The organism is Bradyrhizobium sp. WSM1743 (genome assembly GCF_000473065.1).
Taxonomy (GTDB): domain Bacteria; phylum Pseudomonadota; class Alphaproteobacteria; order Rhizobiales; family Xanthobacteraceae; genus Bradyrhizobium.
The window spans coordinates 47,107-61,105 of record NZ_AXAZ01000034.1; the positions used below are offsets into that span (position 1 = coordinate 47,107).

The 13,999-nt window shown below is 65.4% G+C and carries 11 protein-coding genes; 9 read left to right on the top strand and 2 right to left on the bottom strand.

The annotated features are described in order from the left end of the window. The first annotated feature begins 3 nt into the window (after positions 1–3). The 5 genes from pbpC to YU9_RS0120635 all read left to right on the top strand — a co-directional run bounded on the left by pbpC (position 4) and on the right by YU9_RS0120635 (position 5,840). Positions 4–2,064, top strand: a complete 2,061-nt coding sequence (gene pbpC / locus YU9_RS0120615) for a penicillin-binding protein 1C (RefSeq protein ID WP_198028276.1) — start codon at positions 4–6, stop codon at positions 2,062–2,064. Between the two features lie 50 nt (positions 2,065–2,114). Further along, on the top strand, positions 2,115–3,857 hold the full coding sequence (locus tag YU9_RS0120620) for a glycosyltransferase family 39 protein (protein ID WP_027574508.1): 1,743 nt from the start codon (positions 2,115–2,117) through the stop codon (positions 3,855–3,857). Position 3,858: 1 nt separating this feature from the next. Beyond that, complete coding sequence (locus YU9_RS0120625) at positions 3,859–4,704, top strand: phosphatase PAP2 family protein (RefSeq protein ID WP_027574509.1); 846 nt, start codon at positions 3,859–3,861, stop codon at positions 4,702–4,704. A gap of 63 nt (positions 4,705–4,767) precedes the next feature. Further along, positions 4,768–5,505 carry a glycosyltransferase family 2 protein gene (locus YU9_RS0120630; protein WP_027574510.1) on the top strand — a complete coding sequence of 246 codons (738 nt, stop codon included), beginning with the start codon at positions 4,768–4,770 and terminating at the stop codon, positions 5,503–5,505. Continuing rightward, positions 5,502–5,840: a lipid-A-disaccharide synthase N-terminal domain-containing protein gene (locus tag YU9_RS0120635; protein ID WP_027574511.1), complete on the top strand. Its 339-nt coding sequence runs from the start codon at positions 5,502–5,504 to the stop codon at positions 5,838–5,840. Before YU9_RS0120630 ends, YU9_RS0120635 begins: the two co-directional genes overlap by 4 nt. 210 nt (positions 5,841–6,050) lie before the next feature. Here YU9_RS0120635 and YU9_RS0120640 read toward each other — a convergent pair whose 3' ends face one another. Together YU9_RS0120640 and metC are read right to left on the bottom strand one after the other, a co-directional pair. Next, a complete protein-coding gene (locus tag YU9_RS0120640; RefSeq protein ID WP_027574512.1) occupies positions 6,051–7,742 on the bottom strand; it encodes a Na/Pi cotransporter family protein in 1,692 nt (563 codons plus the stop codon). Between the two features lie 132 nt (positions 7,743–7,874). Next, positions 7,875–9,059 (bottom strand): cystathionine beta-lyase, encoded by a 1,185-nt coding sequence (gene metC / locus YU9_RS0120645; protein WP_027574513.1) that lies wholly within the window; start codon positions 9,057–9,059, stop codon positions 7,875–7,877. Between the two features lie 381 nt (positions 9,060–9,440). On the opposite strand from metC, the gene YU9_RS0120650 reads away from it, so the two are divergent. From YU9_RS0120650 to YU9_RS0120665, 4 genes are read left to right on the top strand one after another with little or no spacing between them, the layout of a single operon-like run. After that, complete coding sequence (locus YU9_RS0120650; RefSeq protein WP_027574514.1) at positions 9,441–10,457, top strand: amino acid ABC transporter substrate-binding protein; 1,017 nt, start codon at positions 9,441–9,443, stop codon at positions 10,455–10,457. 19 nt (positions 10,458–10,476) lie between these two features. Then, positions 10,477–11,682: an amino acid ABC transporter permease gene (locus tag YU9_RS0120655; RefSeq protein WP_027574515.1), complete on the top strand. Its 1,206-nt coding sequence runs from the start codon at positions 10,477–10,479 to the stop codon at positions 11,680–11,682. Continuing rightward, complete coding sequence (locus YU9_RS0120660) at positions 11,679–13,199, top strand: amino acid ABC transporter permease (RefSeq protein ID WP_027574516.1); 1,521 nt, start codon at positions 11,679–11,681, stop codon at positions 13,197–13,199. The genes YU9_RS0120655 and YU9_RS0120660 overlap by 4 nt, the downstream gene beginning before the upstream one ends. Before the next feature lie 11 nt (positions 13,200–13,210). Next, a complete protein-coding gene (locus tag YU9_RS0120665; RefSeq protein WP_027574517.1) occupies positions 13,211–13,948 on the top strand; it encodes an amino acid ABC transporter ATP-binding protein in 738 nt (245 codons plus the stop codon). Positions 13,949–13,999 lie beyond the last annotated feature (51 nt).

Genomic DNA, 13,999 nt, shown 5'->3' on the forward strand with positions numbered 1-13,999 from the left:
ATCATGCGCCTGCTCTGCACCCTCGCACTCACCTTCATCCTCGCCATCATCGGCTTCGTCGCCTGGGTTTATTCCCTCGGTCCTCTCCCGCTCGACGACGCGCGCCAGGTCTCCACCACCATCGTCGACCGCAACGGTAAGCTGCTGCGCGCCTATGCCATGACGGATGGGCGCTGGCGGTTGCCGGTCGATGCCAAGACCAACGTCGATCCGACGTACCTGAAACTGCTGTTCGCCTATGAGGACCAGCGCTTCTACGCCCATGACGGTATCGATCCGCTCGCGCTCGGCCGCGCCGCGTTGCAGCTCGGAACGCGCGGCCACATCGTCTCGGGCGGCTCGACCATCACCATGCAGCTCGCGCGGCTGATGGAGCCGCGCCGGCAGCGTTCGCTCTATGCCAAGCTGCGGCAGATGGTGCGTGCGATCGAGATCGAGCGCAGCATGAGCAAGGAGCAGATCCTCGATCTCTATCTGGCGCTCGCACCCTATGGCGGCAATCTCGAAGGCATCCGCGCGGCGTCCATCGCCTATCTCGGCAAAGAGCCGAAGCGCCTGTCGCTGGCGGAGGCCGCGATGCTGGTGGCGCTACCGCAATCGCCGGAGACGCGCCGGCTCGATCGCTATCCCGAGGCGGCGCGTAAGGCGCGCGACCGCGTGCTCGACCGCATGGTCGAGGAGCACGTGGTCAGTGCCGACGACGCCAGGCAGGCCAAAGCGGTGCCTGTGCCAAAACTGCGGAAGCCGATGCCGATCCTGGCGCCGCATGCCTCCGACACCGCGCTTTCGACAGTCAAGGATACGCCAGTCATCAAGCTGACGCTCGATGCGAACCTGCAGAAGGTGCTGGAGCCGCTGGCGCGCGACCGCGCCATTGCGCTTGGGCCGAACATCTCGGTCGGCATCATCGTGGTCGACAATGAGAGCGGCGACGTGCTCGCCCGCGTCGGTTCGGCCGATTATTTCGATGAGAGCCGGGCAGGGCAGGTCGACATGACCCGCGCCGTCCGCTCGCCGGGCTCGACGCTGAAACCGTTCATCTATGGGCTCGCCTTCGAGGACGGCTTTGTTCATCCCGACAGCCTGATCGACGATCGGCCGGTTCGCTTCGGCTCCTACGCGCCGGAGAATTTCGACATGACGTTCCAGGGCACGGTGCCGGTGAGGAAGGCGCTGCAATTGTCGCTGAACGTGCCCGCCATCGTGCTGCTCGACCGCGTCGGCTCGAGCCGGCTGGCCTCACGGCTGCGGCAGGCCGGCGGCAATCTGGTTTTGCCCAAGGACGAAACGCCAGGGCTCGCCATGGGCCTCGGTGGCGTTGGCGTCACACTCCAGGACCTCGCCCAGCTCTATGCGGGCTTCGCCCGTCTCGGCACCACCAAGCCACTGCGCGAGGTCATGGCTGACAAGGACGATCGCGAGCCGCTGCGGCTGCTGGATCAGGTCGCGGCCTGGCAGGTCGGCAACGTGCTGCTGGGCACGCCCCCGCCGGAGAACGCCGCTCACAACCGGATCGCGTTCAAGACCGGGACCTCCTACGGCTATCGCGATGCCTGGTCGGTCGGCTTCGACGGCCGCATGACCATCGGCGTCTGGGTCGGCCGTCCGGACGGCGCGCCGGTTCCGGGCCTGATCGGACGTATCGCCGCCGCGCCCATCCTGTTCGACGCCTTTGCCCGGAGCGGCAAGACGCTCGCGCCGTTGCCGAAGGCGCCCAAGGGAACCCTGGTGGCCAGCAACGCCAAGCTGCCGCTGCCCCTGAAGCGGTTCCGCCCGGTCGGGGAACTGGTGCGCACCGGGGGCGAGCAGGCCCTGCACATTCAGTTTCCGCTCAACGGCTCGCGGATCGACGTCGATCGATCGGGTGGCCGGGAGAGCGCAGCCATGCCGGTCAAAGTCGCCGGCGGCGTGTTGCCCATGACCGTCATGGTTAACGGCACCGCGCTTGGCGAGATCGATGGCCGCCGCCAGCGGCTGATCGATCCGCCCGGTCCGGGCTTCGCCCGCCTCACTGTGATCGACGCCACGGGCGCCGCGGACACAGTCGTCATTCGAATTCAATGAGCCTGCCTTAAGCGGTTGTGGCGATGGCGGTTTCAGCGTAAGCGGAACCAATGGCCGAGACCTACCCAAGCCCCCGTTTTGGAGCCCCCCGCGAGTCGAAATCGCCCGCAAATCCGGGCAGCGGGCTCGTGCGCTTGCTCGACATCGTCACGGCTAGCCATGCGCGCGCGGTCGGCTTCCTGGTGCTCTGCGCGCTGCTGCTGTTCCTGCCCGGCTTCTTCACCATCCCGCCGATCGATCGCGACGAAGCGCGCTTCGCCCAGGCCACCAAGCAGATGGTCGAGAGCGGCGACTATGTCGACATCCGTTTTCAGGAGGACGTCCGCTACAAGAAGCCGGTCGGCATCTACTGGTTGCAATCGGCGACTGTCGAAGCCGCGTCGATGCTCAAGCTGCCGAAAGCCGAACTGCGCATCTGGGTCTACCGCCTGCCGTCGTTGATGGGCGCGATCGGCGCCGTGCTCATGACCTATTGGGCCGCGCTCGGCTTCGTCACGCGGCGCGCCGCGGTGCTGGCGGCGCTGATGATGTGCGCGTCCGTGCTGCTCGGCGTCGAAGCGCGGCTGGCGAAGACCGACGCCATGCTGCTGTTCTGCGTCGTCGCCGCAATGGGGGCGATGGCGCGGGCCTATTTGTCCTGGCAGCGCGCCGAAGACGAGACGCACCCGCCCTGGAGCTGGCCCGCGATCTTCTGGAGCGCGCTCGCTCTGGGCATCCTGATCAAAGGTCCGCTGATCCTGATGTTCGCGGGCCTGACCATCGTCGCGCTTGCGATCCAGGACCGCGATGCCTCCTGGCTGTGGAAGTTGCGCCCGCTCTGGGGCCTGATGTGGATGCTGGTGCTGGTGCTGCCCTGGTTCGTCGCGATCTTCTGGCGCGCGGGCGAAGCCTTCTTCGCCGATTCCGTCGGCGGCGACATGCTCAGCAAGATCGGCGCTCAGGAATCCCACGGCGCGCCGCCCGGACTGTATCTGGCGCTGTTCTGGATCACCTTCTGGCCGGGCGCACCGCTCGCCGCGATGGCAGCGCCTGCGGTGTGGCGGGCGCGGCGCGAGCCCGGCGCACAGTTTCTGCTGGCCTGGCTGATTCCGTCCTGGATCGTGTTCGAGGCTGTGCTGACCAAGCTGCCGCATTACGTGCTGCCGCTCTACCCGGCGATCGCGATCCTCACCGCCGGCGCCCTGGAGCGGCGCGTGCTGTCGCGCTCCTGGCTGATGCGCGGTTCGGCGTGGTGGTTCGCGATCCCTGCGGCCGCCTCGATCATCGCGGTGGTCGGCGCGGTGATGCTGACGCGGCAGCCGGCCTTCGTGGCCTGGCCCTTCATCGCGGCCTCGCTGATCTTCGGCCTGTTCGCCTGGTGGCTCTACGACAACAATCGCGCCGAGCGTTCGCTGCTCAATGCGCTGGTCGCAGCCTTGATGCTGGCGGTGACGGTCTACGGCATCGTGCTGCCGTCACTGACGCCGCTGTTTCCGAGCATCGAGATCGCGCGCGCGCTTCGCAACGTCACCTGCGTCGGACCGAAGGCGGCTGCGGCCGGTTATCATGAGCCGAGCCTTGTCTTTCTGGTGGGCACTCAGACCTTGCTGACCGACGGGTCCGGTGCGGCGGATTTCCTGCGGCAGGGGAGCTGCCGCTTCGCGTTGATCGAGCAGCGCACCGAGCGCAGCTTCGTGCAGCGCGCCGAGGCGATCGGGCTGCGCTACAAGGTCGGTGCCCGCATCGACGGCTATAATTTCTCGCAAGGGCGCGCGATCTCGATCTCGATCTTCCGCTCGGAAGGCACCGAATAGGATGGGTGCCTCGACCGACATTGCGCCGCGTGGCGGCTATCCCGCGCAGTTGCTCGCCGTGTCCCGGCGCGCGCTGGCGCAGCTCGTGCGCTCGCCATCGCATTCGTGCCGGGCCGAGGCCGCCCGAAAGCTGGCGCGGCATTCGCTCTGGCTCAGCGCAGCGGGCGCAGCCTTGGTCATCGCGCTGATGGTCGGGTTCGATCAGACCGAGATCCTGCTGATGCCGCCGCGCGGCACGCCAAGCCTGTGGCCTATCCGCATCCTCACCGATTTCGGCAAGGACGAGTATGTGCTCTCCGTGCTGGGAGCTGCGCTGGTGGCGCTGGCGCTTGTCGCGGCCGGGCTGCACGGAAGCCGCCGCGCGCTGCTGCTCGGCTTCGGCACGCGGCTGCAATTCATGTTCCTGTCGGTTGCCGTGTCAGCGTTCGTCGCCGAGATCCTGAAATATCTCATCGGCCGCGGACGTCCGTTCGTCGGCGGCCAGCCCAATCCGTTCAACTTCGTCCCGTTCGACGGGACGGGGGCTTATGCCAGCCTGCCCTCAGGCCACGCCGTGGCGGCGTTCGCCCTGGCGTTTGCCGTGTCGGCATTGTGGCCGCGCCTGCGCCTATTCATGTTCACTTACGCGATCGTGATCCTGCTGACGCGCCTGGTGCTGCTTGCGCATCACCCGAGCGACGTCGTAGCCGGCGCCCTGGTCGGTTTGGTGGGCGCCATGGCCGTCCGTTACTGGTTTGCGGCCCGAAGGCTCGGCTTTGCCATCCGCGCCGACGGCACCATCGTGCCGCTTTCAGGCACGGTATCGGACCGCCTCAAAAGGGTTGCCCACGGGGCATCCGCCCCATAAAAGCGGCTGCCTGCCGGGAGGTCGGTTCCCCGAGGCAGGTCAATTCCAACCACGAGCCTCGATTTGTCGACGTCCCAGCCTTCGGTTTCCATCGTCGTTCCCGTGCGCAACGAAGCCGACAACATCGCGCCCTTGATCGAGGAGATCACGGCGGCGCTCGATGGCCGCTGGGCCTATGAGATCATCTACGTCAACGACGGCTCGACCGATGCGACCGGCGAGCGGCTCGGCGTCATCATGAAACAGCGGAGCAATCTGCGTCAGCTCCGCCATGCGAGATCGGTCGGCCAATCGGCGGCCGTGCGCAGCGGCGTGCGCGCGGCGCGCGGGGCGATCGTGGCGACGCTCGACGGCGACGGCCAGAACAATCCGGCCTTCCTGCCCGACCTGATCGCGGCGGTCGAGAAGGGGGCAGGGCGTGTCGGTCTCGCCGCCGGCCAGCGCGTCGGGCGCAAGGACACCGGCTTCAAGAAATTCCAGTCGCGCGTGGCGAACGGCGTTCGCAACGCCATCCTGAAGGACGGCACGCGCGACACCGGCTGCGGACTGAAGGCGTTCCGCCGCGACGTCTTTCTGATGCTGCCTTATTTCGACGGTCTGCATCGCTTCCTGCCCGCGTTGGTCCGCCGCGAGGGCTACGACATTGCCTATGTCGACGTGATCGACCGGCCGCGCCATTCCGGCGTATCGAACTATGGCTTCTTCGACCGGCTATGGATCGGCATCATGGATCTCGCCGGCGTGTGGTGGCTGATCCGCCGCAAGAAGCCGACGCCTGAGGTGACCGAGGTGAATGCATGATCATCCAATACGGTCAGGCGCTGAGCAATTATCTCTACGACGTCTTCGTCGCCAAGTTCGACTTCTGGCTGGCGTTCGGCCTCGTCGCGCAGCTGTTCTTCACCGCACGCTTCCTGGTGCAATGGATCGCGAGCGAGCGCGCCGGCAACAGCGTGGTGCCGATGGCATTCTGGTTCTGCTCGATGGGCGGCGGGCTGATGACGCTGGTCTATGGCGTCGTGAAGCGCGAGCCCGTGATCATCCTCGGACAGTCGCTCGCGACCATCATCTATGTCAGAAACATCATGCTGATCTGGAAGAATCGCGGTACGGCCTCGAAGACGCTGGACCGCTGATCCGATGCCTTAAAAGGCATGATGCGATGAGGCTTGATCGCGGCGACGACGGAGGTGCGCTGCCTCTCCCGCAAGCGGGAGAGGGTATTTCCGCAACGGGACAATCGCCTAGAGGAGACAGCCCTCACCCGGCGCTTCGCGCCGACCTCTCCCGCAAGCGGGAGAGGTGAACGAGCCGCGACAATCGATTCAACCTAAAGCCCATCGGCTTTATCGCGGCAGCGCCGACGCCGCGCCTGATGCGGGCAGGGTGGCCGTATCCGCCTCGGTTCTGCGATAGGGCTCGCCGGCCGCATCGAGCACGGGATAGGCGACCGAGCAGATATGCGAGTGGATGCGGCGCAGATCGCGCAGTACGTCGAGATGCAGCGAGGTGGTCTCGATGGTCTCGGGGCGGCCCTCGCGCAGCCGGTCCAGATGGCGTTCGACGGCGGCAAGCTCGGTGTTGCGCAGCGCAGTCTTCTCCACCAGCAGCTTGCGCGCCTCGTTGGCGTCACCCGACATGAAGACGCCAAAGGCGATGCGCAGCGAATCCATCGTGCGCTTGTGGAAAGCGGCGAGCTCCTCGGCCCCTTCCGCCGAGAACTGGAAGCGCCGCTTGATCTTCTTGGTGGCGAGCTCGCTCAGGCTCTTGTCGATGATATCGCCGATATGCTCGAGGTTGATGGCGAAGGAGATGATCTCCATCGCGCGGCGTCCTTCGCTCTCGTCGAGGCTGCCCCGCATCAGTTTCGTCACGTAGAGCTTGATGGCCTCGTCGAGACCGTCGACGAGATTGTCTGTCTTCGAGACTTGGTCGACCAGCGCGCGGTCGCCGGTCATCATCGCCGCCATCACTTTGCGCAGCATGACCTCGACGAGATCGCCCATGCGCAAGGTCTCGCGGGCGGCGTCGGCGAGCGCCAGTGACGGGGTCTCCAGCGCGGTCTCGTCGAGATAGCGCGGCCGGGCCGGATCGGCCTCCTTGACACGATCGGGCAGCAGTCGGGTCAGCAGGCGCGACATGGTGTCGAGCAGGCCGACGAAGAGCACAGCCGTGCCGACATTGAAGGCGATGTGGAAAGCTGCCGTCATCTTGGCGAGATCGGGCTGCCAGGCGTGCATGTGCTCGGCGATCGCGCCCAGGAAGGGCAGGACGAGCGCAATCCCGACCACGCGGTTGGCGAGATTGCCGACCGGCAGGCGATAGCTCGCGGGATCGTCGCGCCTGGCGCCTTCGAACACGGGGTTGATGGCGCTGCCGAGATTGGCCCCGAGCACCAGCGCGAGCGCCGCGTAAGGCGTGACGAACTGCGCATAGGCCAGCGACATGATCAGCAGCACGCTGGCGACGCTCGAATGCACCGCCCAAGTGACGAGGGCGGCGATCACGATGCACAAGACCGGGTCGCCTGTGATGGCCGACATCACGACGCGGACGCCGGGCGCGTTCTCCGCCGGCGCCAGCGTGTCGAGCAGAATGTGCAGCGAGAGCAGCATCAGGCCGAGGCCGATGCAGACGCGGCCGATGTCCTTGATCCGGGATCGCGGGCCAGCGCGGAAGGCGACGAGGCCGAGCACGAACAGCACCGGCGCTACGGCGGCGATGTTGAACGACAGCACCTGCACGATCAATGTCGTGCCGACATTGGCCCCGAGCATGATGGCGAGCGCGGCGGCGAGGCTGACGAGACCCTCGGCCGCGAACGAAGAGGTGATCAGCGCCGTCGCCGTGCTGCTCTGGAGCAGCGCGGTGAACCCGAGGCCGGCGGCGAAGGCGCTGGCGCGGTTGCTCAGCGCCTTGCCGAGCAGGCGCCGCAGGTCGGGGCCGAAGGCGCGCAAGATCCCGCTGTGGACCATGTGCAGGCCCCACAACAACAGCGCAACGCCGCCCATGAGATCGAGCAGAACCAACGTTCCCATGCTCCGAGTCCGGATTGGAGTCGATTGGTGAGGCTAGCGCTAAACGTCCGGGGATCAAACCCCTTGTTGGCAATCGGTGTTAACGCCTCCGGCGGATGCGCGTTCCTGAGGCGCGGTGCCCTGTGAGCAGGCTCACATTGCCGCTTTGAGGGTAGCAAAGCCGCGATCGAGGTCGGCCTTGAGATCATCGGTGCTTTCGAGGCCGATGTGGAGACGCAGCGTCGGGCCGCCGGGCGCCCATTTGGTCGCGGTGCGATAGGCATCGCAATCGAAGGGAATCGCAAGGCTCTCGAAGCCGCCCCACGAAAAGCCCATGCCAAACAGCTTGAGCGTGTTGAGCATGGTGTCGACGGCCTTCTGCGGAGCGGGCTTCAGCACGATGCTGAACAGGCCCGACGCACCAGTGAAGTCGCGCTTCCAGATCGCATGGCCCGGATCGGTCTCGAGCCCAGGATGCAGCACGCGCGCGACCTCGGGACGGCCTGCGAGCCAGCGCGCCATGTCGAGCCCGGAGCGATGATGCTGCGCCAGCCGCACCGACAGCGTGCGCAGGCCGCGCAGCGCCAGGAAGACGTCGTCGGGACCGGCGCAGACGCCGAGCAGGCGGATGCCTTCGGCGACGATCGGCCAGGCCTGCGCGTTGGCCGAGATGGTGCCGAACATGATGTCGGAGTGACCGCCGATATATTTGGTGGCGGCCTGTATGCTGATGTCGACGCCCTGCTCCAGCGAGCGATGATAGAGCGGCGTCGCCCAGGTATTGTCGTCGATGACGAGCGCGCCGCGCGCATGCGCGACCTCGGCGATGGCGCGGATGTCGGGCATCTCGAACGACTGCGAGCCCGGCGCCTCCACCAGCACCGCGCGGGTGTTGGGCTTGAACAGCTTGTCGATGCCGGCGCCGATCAAAGGATCGAAATAGGTGGTCTCGATGCCATAGCGGGTCAGCATGCCGTTGCAGAAATTGCGCGAGGGCCGATAGATGTTGTCGACAACCAGAATGTGGTCGCCGGCCTTCAGCACCGAGAGCAGGGTGGTGGAGATCGCCGACAGGCCCGACGGCACAATGCCGACGCCGGCGCATTGCGGCCCCTCCAGCGCCATCAGCGTATCCTGGAAAGCCCTGGTCGTCGGGGTGCCGTGGCGGCCATAGGTGAACTCGCCGCGATGGGCGTGCAGGTCCTCGGCGGTCGGGTAGAGCACGGTCGAGCCGTGGAACACCGGCGGATTGACGAACCCCTTCTGCGCCTTGGTGTCGCGGCCGGAGGTGACCAGCCGGGTCTCGGCGTGCTGCTGTTGGGGGTGCGAGGAATCCATGCGTCTGCTTTCAAAACCGCGTTTCCACCGGGGCGCGTCGCGCCCTCCGGCCGGCCGAAAGGCCGTTGCCGTTAATAACAGAACACAGAAGAGTCCCGTCAACCCCTTGACCCGGCTCGCCAGTCGTTCTGTGATGCGCAGGTGCTATTCAGTCGCCGCATGTTGAGGGGCCTGCCGCGACCTTCGATCCATTGCCTGACCGGACTTTGCGTCACAGCCAAAAATGGCGGGCGCCAGCGGCGGGGATGAAGGTATGGCCTCCCGAGATCGGCGAGTGTTCGGCAAGGTTTTCCAGCATGACTCTTGCAGGGCTTCCCCTGGCAGAGACGATCCTGAGACAACATTCCTGACCTTGAGACGACCTTGAAAGGCCCAAAGCCCATGAAACGCGTAACCCTGGCTCTCACCCTTGCTCTCGCCGCCGGCCTCTCCGCCCAAGCCGCCGATGCGCAAACGCTCAAGACGGTCAAGGACCGGGGCATGCTGTCCTGCGGCGTCAGCCAGGGCTTGCCCGGCTTCTCATCGCCCGACGACAAGGGCAACTGGACCGGCATCGACGTCGACGTCTGCCGCGCCATCGCCGGGGCGATCTTCAACGATCCGACCAAGGTCAAGTACGTGCCGCTGTCCGCCAAGGACCGCTTCACGGCGCTGCAATCCGGCGAGATCGACGTGCTCTCGCGCAACACCACCTGGACCATCTCGCGCGACACCTCGCTCGGCGCCAATTTCACCGGCGTGACCTATTATGACGGGCAGGGCTTCATGGTGAAGAAGTCGCTCAAGGTGAATTCGGCGCTCGAGCTCAACAGCGCATCGGTCTGCGTGCAGACGGGCACCACCACCGAGCAGAATCTCGCCGACTACTTCAAGGCCAACAACATGAAGTACGAGGTGATCGCGTTCGCCACCAACGACGAGACCGTCAAGGCCTACGAAGCCGGGCGCTGCGACGTCTTCACCACCGACCAATCGGGCCTGTACGCCAATCGCCTCAAGCTCGCCAATCCCAACGACCATATGGTGCTCCCGGAAATCATCTCGAAGGAGCCGCTCGGGCCGATGGTGCGCCACGGTGACGACCAGTGGTTCGACATCGTGAAATGGACGCTGTTTGCGATGATCACCGCCGAAGAGCTCGGCGTGACCTCGAAGAACGTCGACGAGAAGGCGAAACTGGAAAACCCGGAGCTGAAGCGCGTGCTCGGCAGCGACGGCAATTTCGGCGAGCAGCTCGGCCTGACCAAGGACTGGGTGGTGCGGATCGTGAAGACCGTCGGCAATTACGGCGAAGTGTTCGATCGCAACGTCGGCGCCGGCTCGCCGCTCGCCATCAATCGCGGTCTCAACAATCTCTGGAACAAGGGCGGTCTTCAGTACGCGCCGCCGATCCGCTGATCCCGCCCGATCCGCGGCGATGAGCAACGAGGCTCGAAAACCGCCGGCCCAGATCGCGCTGAAGGTCAGGCGCATGCTGGGCGGCAAGGCAGGCTGGAACGGCGTTGCCGTCCAGTTTGCCTTCGCGGCGATCCTGGGCTGGATCGGTTACGAGATCGTCTCCAACGCTCGCACCAACCTGGAAAACCAGCACATCGCCGCCGGCTTCGGCTTCCTCAGGAACAATGCCGGCTTTGACGTCAACCAGACCCTGATCTCCTATACCGGCTCGGACACGTTCCTGCGCGTGTTCGTGGTCGGGCTCTTGAACACGCTCGTGGTCTCGGTGGTGGGCATCGTCTTCGCCACCGTGATCGGCTTCATCGTCGCGCTGTGCCGGCTGTCGCCAAACTGGCTGTTGTCGCGCGTCGGCGAGATCTATGTCGAGGTCCTCCGCAACCTTCCGGTGCTGTTCCAGATCCTGTTCTGGTATCTCGCGGTGCTCGCTGCCTTGCCCAATCCGCGGCAGAGCATTTCGCTGCTGGGCATTACCTTTCTCAGCAATCGCGGCCTCGTCGTTCCCAGCCCGATCGGCCAGAGCGGCCTCGAACCGTTCCTGGCGATGCTGGCGCTCGGCGTCGTCGCCTCACTGGCGCTGCGTTTCCATGCGCGGCGCGCGCTGTTTCAGGAGGGGCGGATGATCCGGATCTGGCCCTATGTGCTGTGGCTGCTGTTCGGATTGCCGCTCGCCACCGTGCTCGTGTTTGGTCTGCCCTTCACCTTCGAGCTGCCGCAGCTTAGGGGGTTCAACTTCGCCGGCGGCTCACGCATCATCCCGGAATTCGTGGCGCTCACGGTGGCGCTGTCGACCTATACCGCCGCCTTCATTGCCGAGATCGTGCGCGCCGGCATCCTGTCCGTTCACAAGGGGCAGATGGAGGCGGGATCCTCGCTAGGTCTCAGCCGCGGCGCCACGCTCCGCCTGATCGTCGTGCCGCAGGCCATGCGTGTCATCGTGCCGCCGCTGACCAACCAATACCTCAATCTCACCAAGAACTCCTCGCTTGCGGTCGCGATCGGCTATCCTGACTTGGTGTCGGTGTTCGCCGGCACGTCGCTGAGCCAGACCGGGCAGGCGATCGAGATCATCGCAATGACGATGGGCATCTATCTTCTGATCTCGCTCCTCACCAGCGCCGTCATGAGCGTTTACGGTTGGCGCGTCAGCCGGAGTCTGGGCGCATGAGCGATGTCCTCTCGTCCAGCTTCGTCCGCCGGGACCTGCTCACCGAGCGTCCTGCGCCGGTGAAGACCACGGGCTTCATCGGCCTGATGCGCACGCGCCTGTTCAACTCGCCGACCAACATCCTGTTGACGATCCTGGGCGCCTTGCTGCTCTGGTTCACCATCGTTCCCTCCGTCAGGTTCCTGATGGTCGATGCGGTCTGGAGCGGCAAGGACCGCACTGCGTGCCTCGCCGAGAACGCCGGCTTTGCGGTCGGCGCCTGCTGGCCCTACATCCAGGCGAAACTCCCGCAACTGATCTACGGCTTCTATCCCGAGGCCGAGCGCTGGCGGGTGAATCTGACGCTGTTGCTCGCAGCCGCCCTGCTGTTGCCGATGCTCGTTCCGCGGCTGCCGGCGAAGAGCCTGAATGCCGGCCTGTTCTTCGCCGCCCTTCCGGTGGTCGCATTCTTCCTACTGCACGGCGGCGGCATCAAAGGCTTCGGCCTGAGCTGGACGGCCGGCCTGCTGCAACTGTTCGACGAAAGCATCCTTGGTGCCGGGCAGGCGCTGCTCAGCCTGAGCAAGACGTCCGCCATCGCTCCGCTGCTGTGGGTCGTCGGAAGCCTCGTCGTGCTGCTCGGCACAGCGATTCAATGGCTGATCTTTCCGCTCACCTGGCTGCGCGATTATATTCAGGGCACGGGGCAGCCGGTCTGGGCCGATTTCGCCGTCACGGCCGCGATTGTCTGCCTGATCGCCTTCGTTCTTGGCGGCGGCGTTCGCGCCGGCGGCCGGGCTCTGGCATCCAGCATCGCCACCTTCATTGCCATCGCCATCGTCATCAAGCTGATGGACCTCGATCATGGCGGATTATCCGTCGTGGCGACGAATCTGTGGGGCGGGCTTTTGGTGACACTGGTGGTCTCGGTCACCGGTATCGTCACCTCGCTGCCGATTGGCATTGCGCTGGCGCTCGGCCGCCGCTCCACCATTCCCTTGATTCGGATCTTCTCGATCGCTTTCATTGAGTTCTGGCGCGGCGTGCCGCTGATCACCGTGCTGTTCTTCGCCACCTATATGCTGCCCCTGTTCCTGCCCGGCAATTTCACCGTCGATGGTCTGGTCCGCGCGCTGATCGGCATTGCGCTGTTCACCGGCGCCTATCAGGCCGAGAACGTCCGCGGCGGGCTCGCTGCGATCCCGCGCGGCCAAAGCGAGGCGGCGGCCGCCCTTGGACTGTCCTGGTGGAAGACGACCTCGCTGATCGTGCTGCCGCAGGCGCTGCGTCACGTCATTCCGAACCTTGTCAACAGCTTCATCTCGCTGTTCAAGGACACCTCGCTGGTCTCGATCGTGGCACTGTTCGACCTCCTGGGCTCGCTTCGTGCCTCGTTCTCGGATCCGAAATGGTCGACGCCGTCGACCGCGTTCACCGGCTTCGCCTTCGCCGGGATCATCTACTTTATCTTCTGCTTTGGAATGTCGCGCTACTCGCTGTTCGTCGAGCACCGTCTCAACGCCCACCGCCGCAACTGATCGAGGCCACCATGTCCGACCCCATCGTCAAGATTTCCGGCCTGAACAAATGGTATGGCGAATTTCACGTCCTGCGCGACATCGACCTCGAGGTCCGGAAGGGCGAGCGCATCGTGATCTGCGGGCCCTCGGGCTCGGGCAAGTCGACGCTGATCCGCTGCATCAATGCGCTGGAGGAATTCCAGGAGGGCGAAATCGTCGTCGACGGCATCGAGCTCGGTCCCAACCTCAAGCACGTCGATGCCGTGCGCCGCGAAGTCGGCATGGTGTTCCAGAGCTTCAACCTGTTCCCGCATCTGACTGTGCTCGACAATTGCACGTTGGCGCCGATCTGGGTCCGCAACATCCCCAAGAGGGATGCCGAGGCGACCGCGATGAAGTTCCTGGAGCGGGTCAAGATCCCGCACCAGGCCAACAAGTTTCCGGGGCAGATGTCCGGCGGCCAGCAGCAGCGCGTCGCGATTGCCCGGGCCTTGACCATGAACCCGAAGGTGATGCTGTTCGACGAGCCGACGTCGGCGCTCGACCCCGAGATGGTCAAGGAGGTGCTCGACACCATGGTCGACCTCGCCGAGGAGGGCATGACCATGCTGGTCGTCACCCACGAGATGGGCTTTGCCCGCGAAGTCGCCAACCGCGTCGTGTTCATGGACGCCGGCCAGATCATCGAGGCCAACACGCCGAAGGAGTTCTTCGCCGCCCCGCAGCACGCCCGCACGAAGCTGTTCCTGAGCCAGATTCTGCGCTGAGCCTCTGCAACCCTCACGGTCTGTCTGACCGCAAGCTTGGCACCATGCGAA

Bases quoted from the DNA above. Each gene is read 5' to 3' on its own strand.
- YU9_RS0120625 (WP_027574509.1), top strand. From the start codon at position 3,859: ATGGGTGCCTCGACCGACATTGCGCCGCGTGGCGGCTATCCCGCGCAG.
- YU9_RS0120640 (WP_027574512.1), bottom strand. From the start codon at position 7,742: ATGGGAACGTTGGTTCTGCTCGATCTCATGGGCGGCGTTGCGCTGTTG.
- YU9_RS0120635 (WP_027574511.1), top strand. From the start codon at position 5,502: ATGATCATCCAATACGGTCAGGCGCTGAGCAATTATCTCTACGACGTC.
- pbpC (WP_198028276.1), top strand. From the start codon at position 4: ATGCGCCTGCTCTGCACCCTCGCACTCACCTTCATCCTCGCCATCATC.
- YU9_RS0120650 (WP_027574514.1), top strand. From the start codon at position 9,441: ATGAAACGCGTAACCCTGGCTCTCACCCTTGCTCTCGCCGCCGGCCTC.
- YU9_RS0120620 (WP_027574508.1), top strand. From the start codon at position 2,115: ATGGCCGAGACCTACCCAAGCCCCCGTTTTGGAGCCCCCCGCGAGTCG.
- YU9_RS0120660 (WP_027574516.1), top strand. From the start codon at position 11,679: ATGAGCGATGTCCTCTCGTCCAGCTTCGTCCGCCGGGACCTGCTCACC.
- YU9_RS0120665 (WP_027574517.1), top strand. From the start codon at position 13,211: ATGTCCGACCCCATCGTCAAGATTTCCGGCCTGAACAAATGGTATGGC.
- metC (WP_027574513.1), bottom strand. From the start codon at position 9,059: ATGGATTCCTCGCACCCCCAACAGCAGCACGCCGAGACCCGGCTGGTC.
- YU9_RS0120655 (WP_027574515.1), top strand. From the start codon at position 10,477: ATGAGCAACGAGGCTCGAAAACCGCCGGCCCAGATCGCGCTGAAGGTC.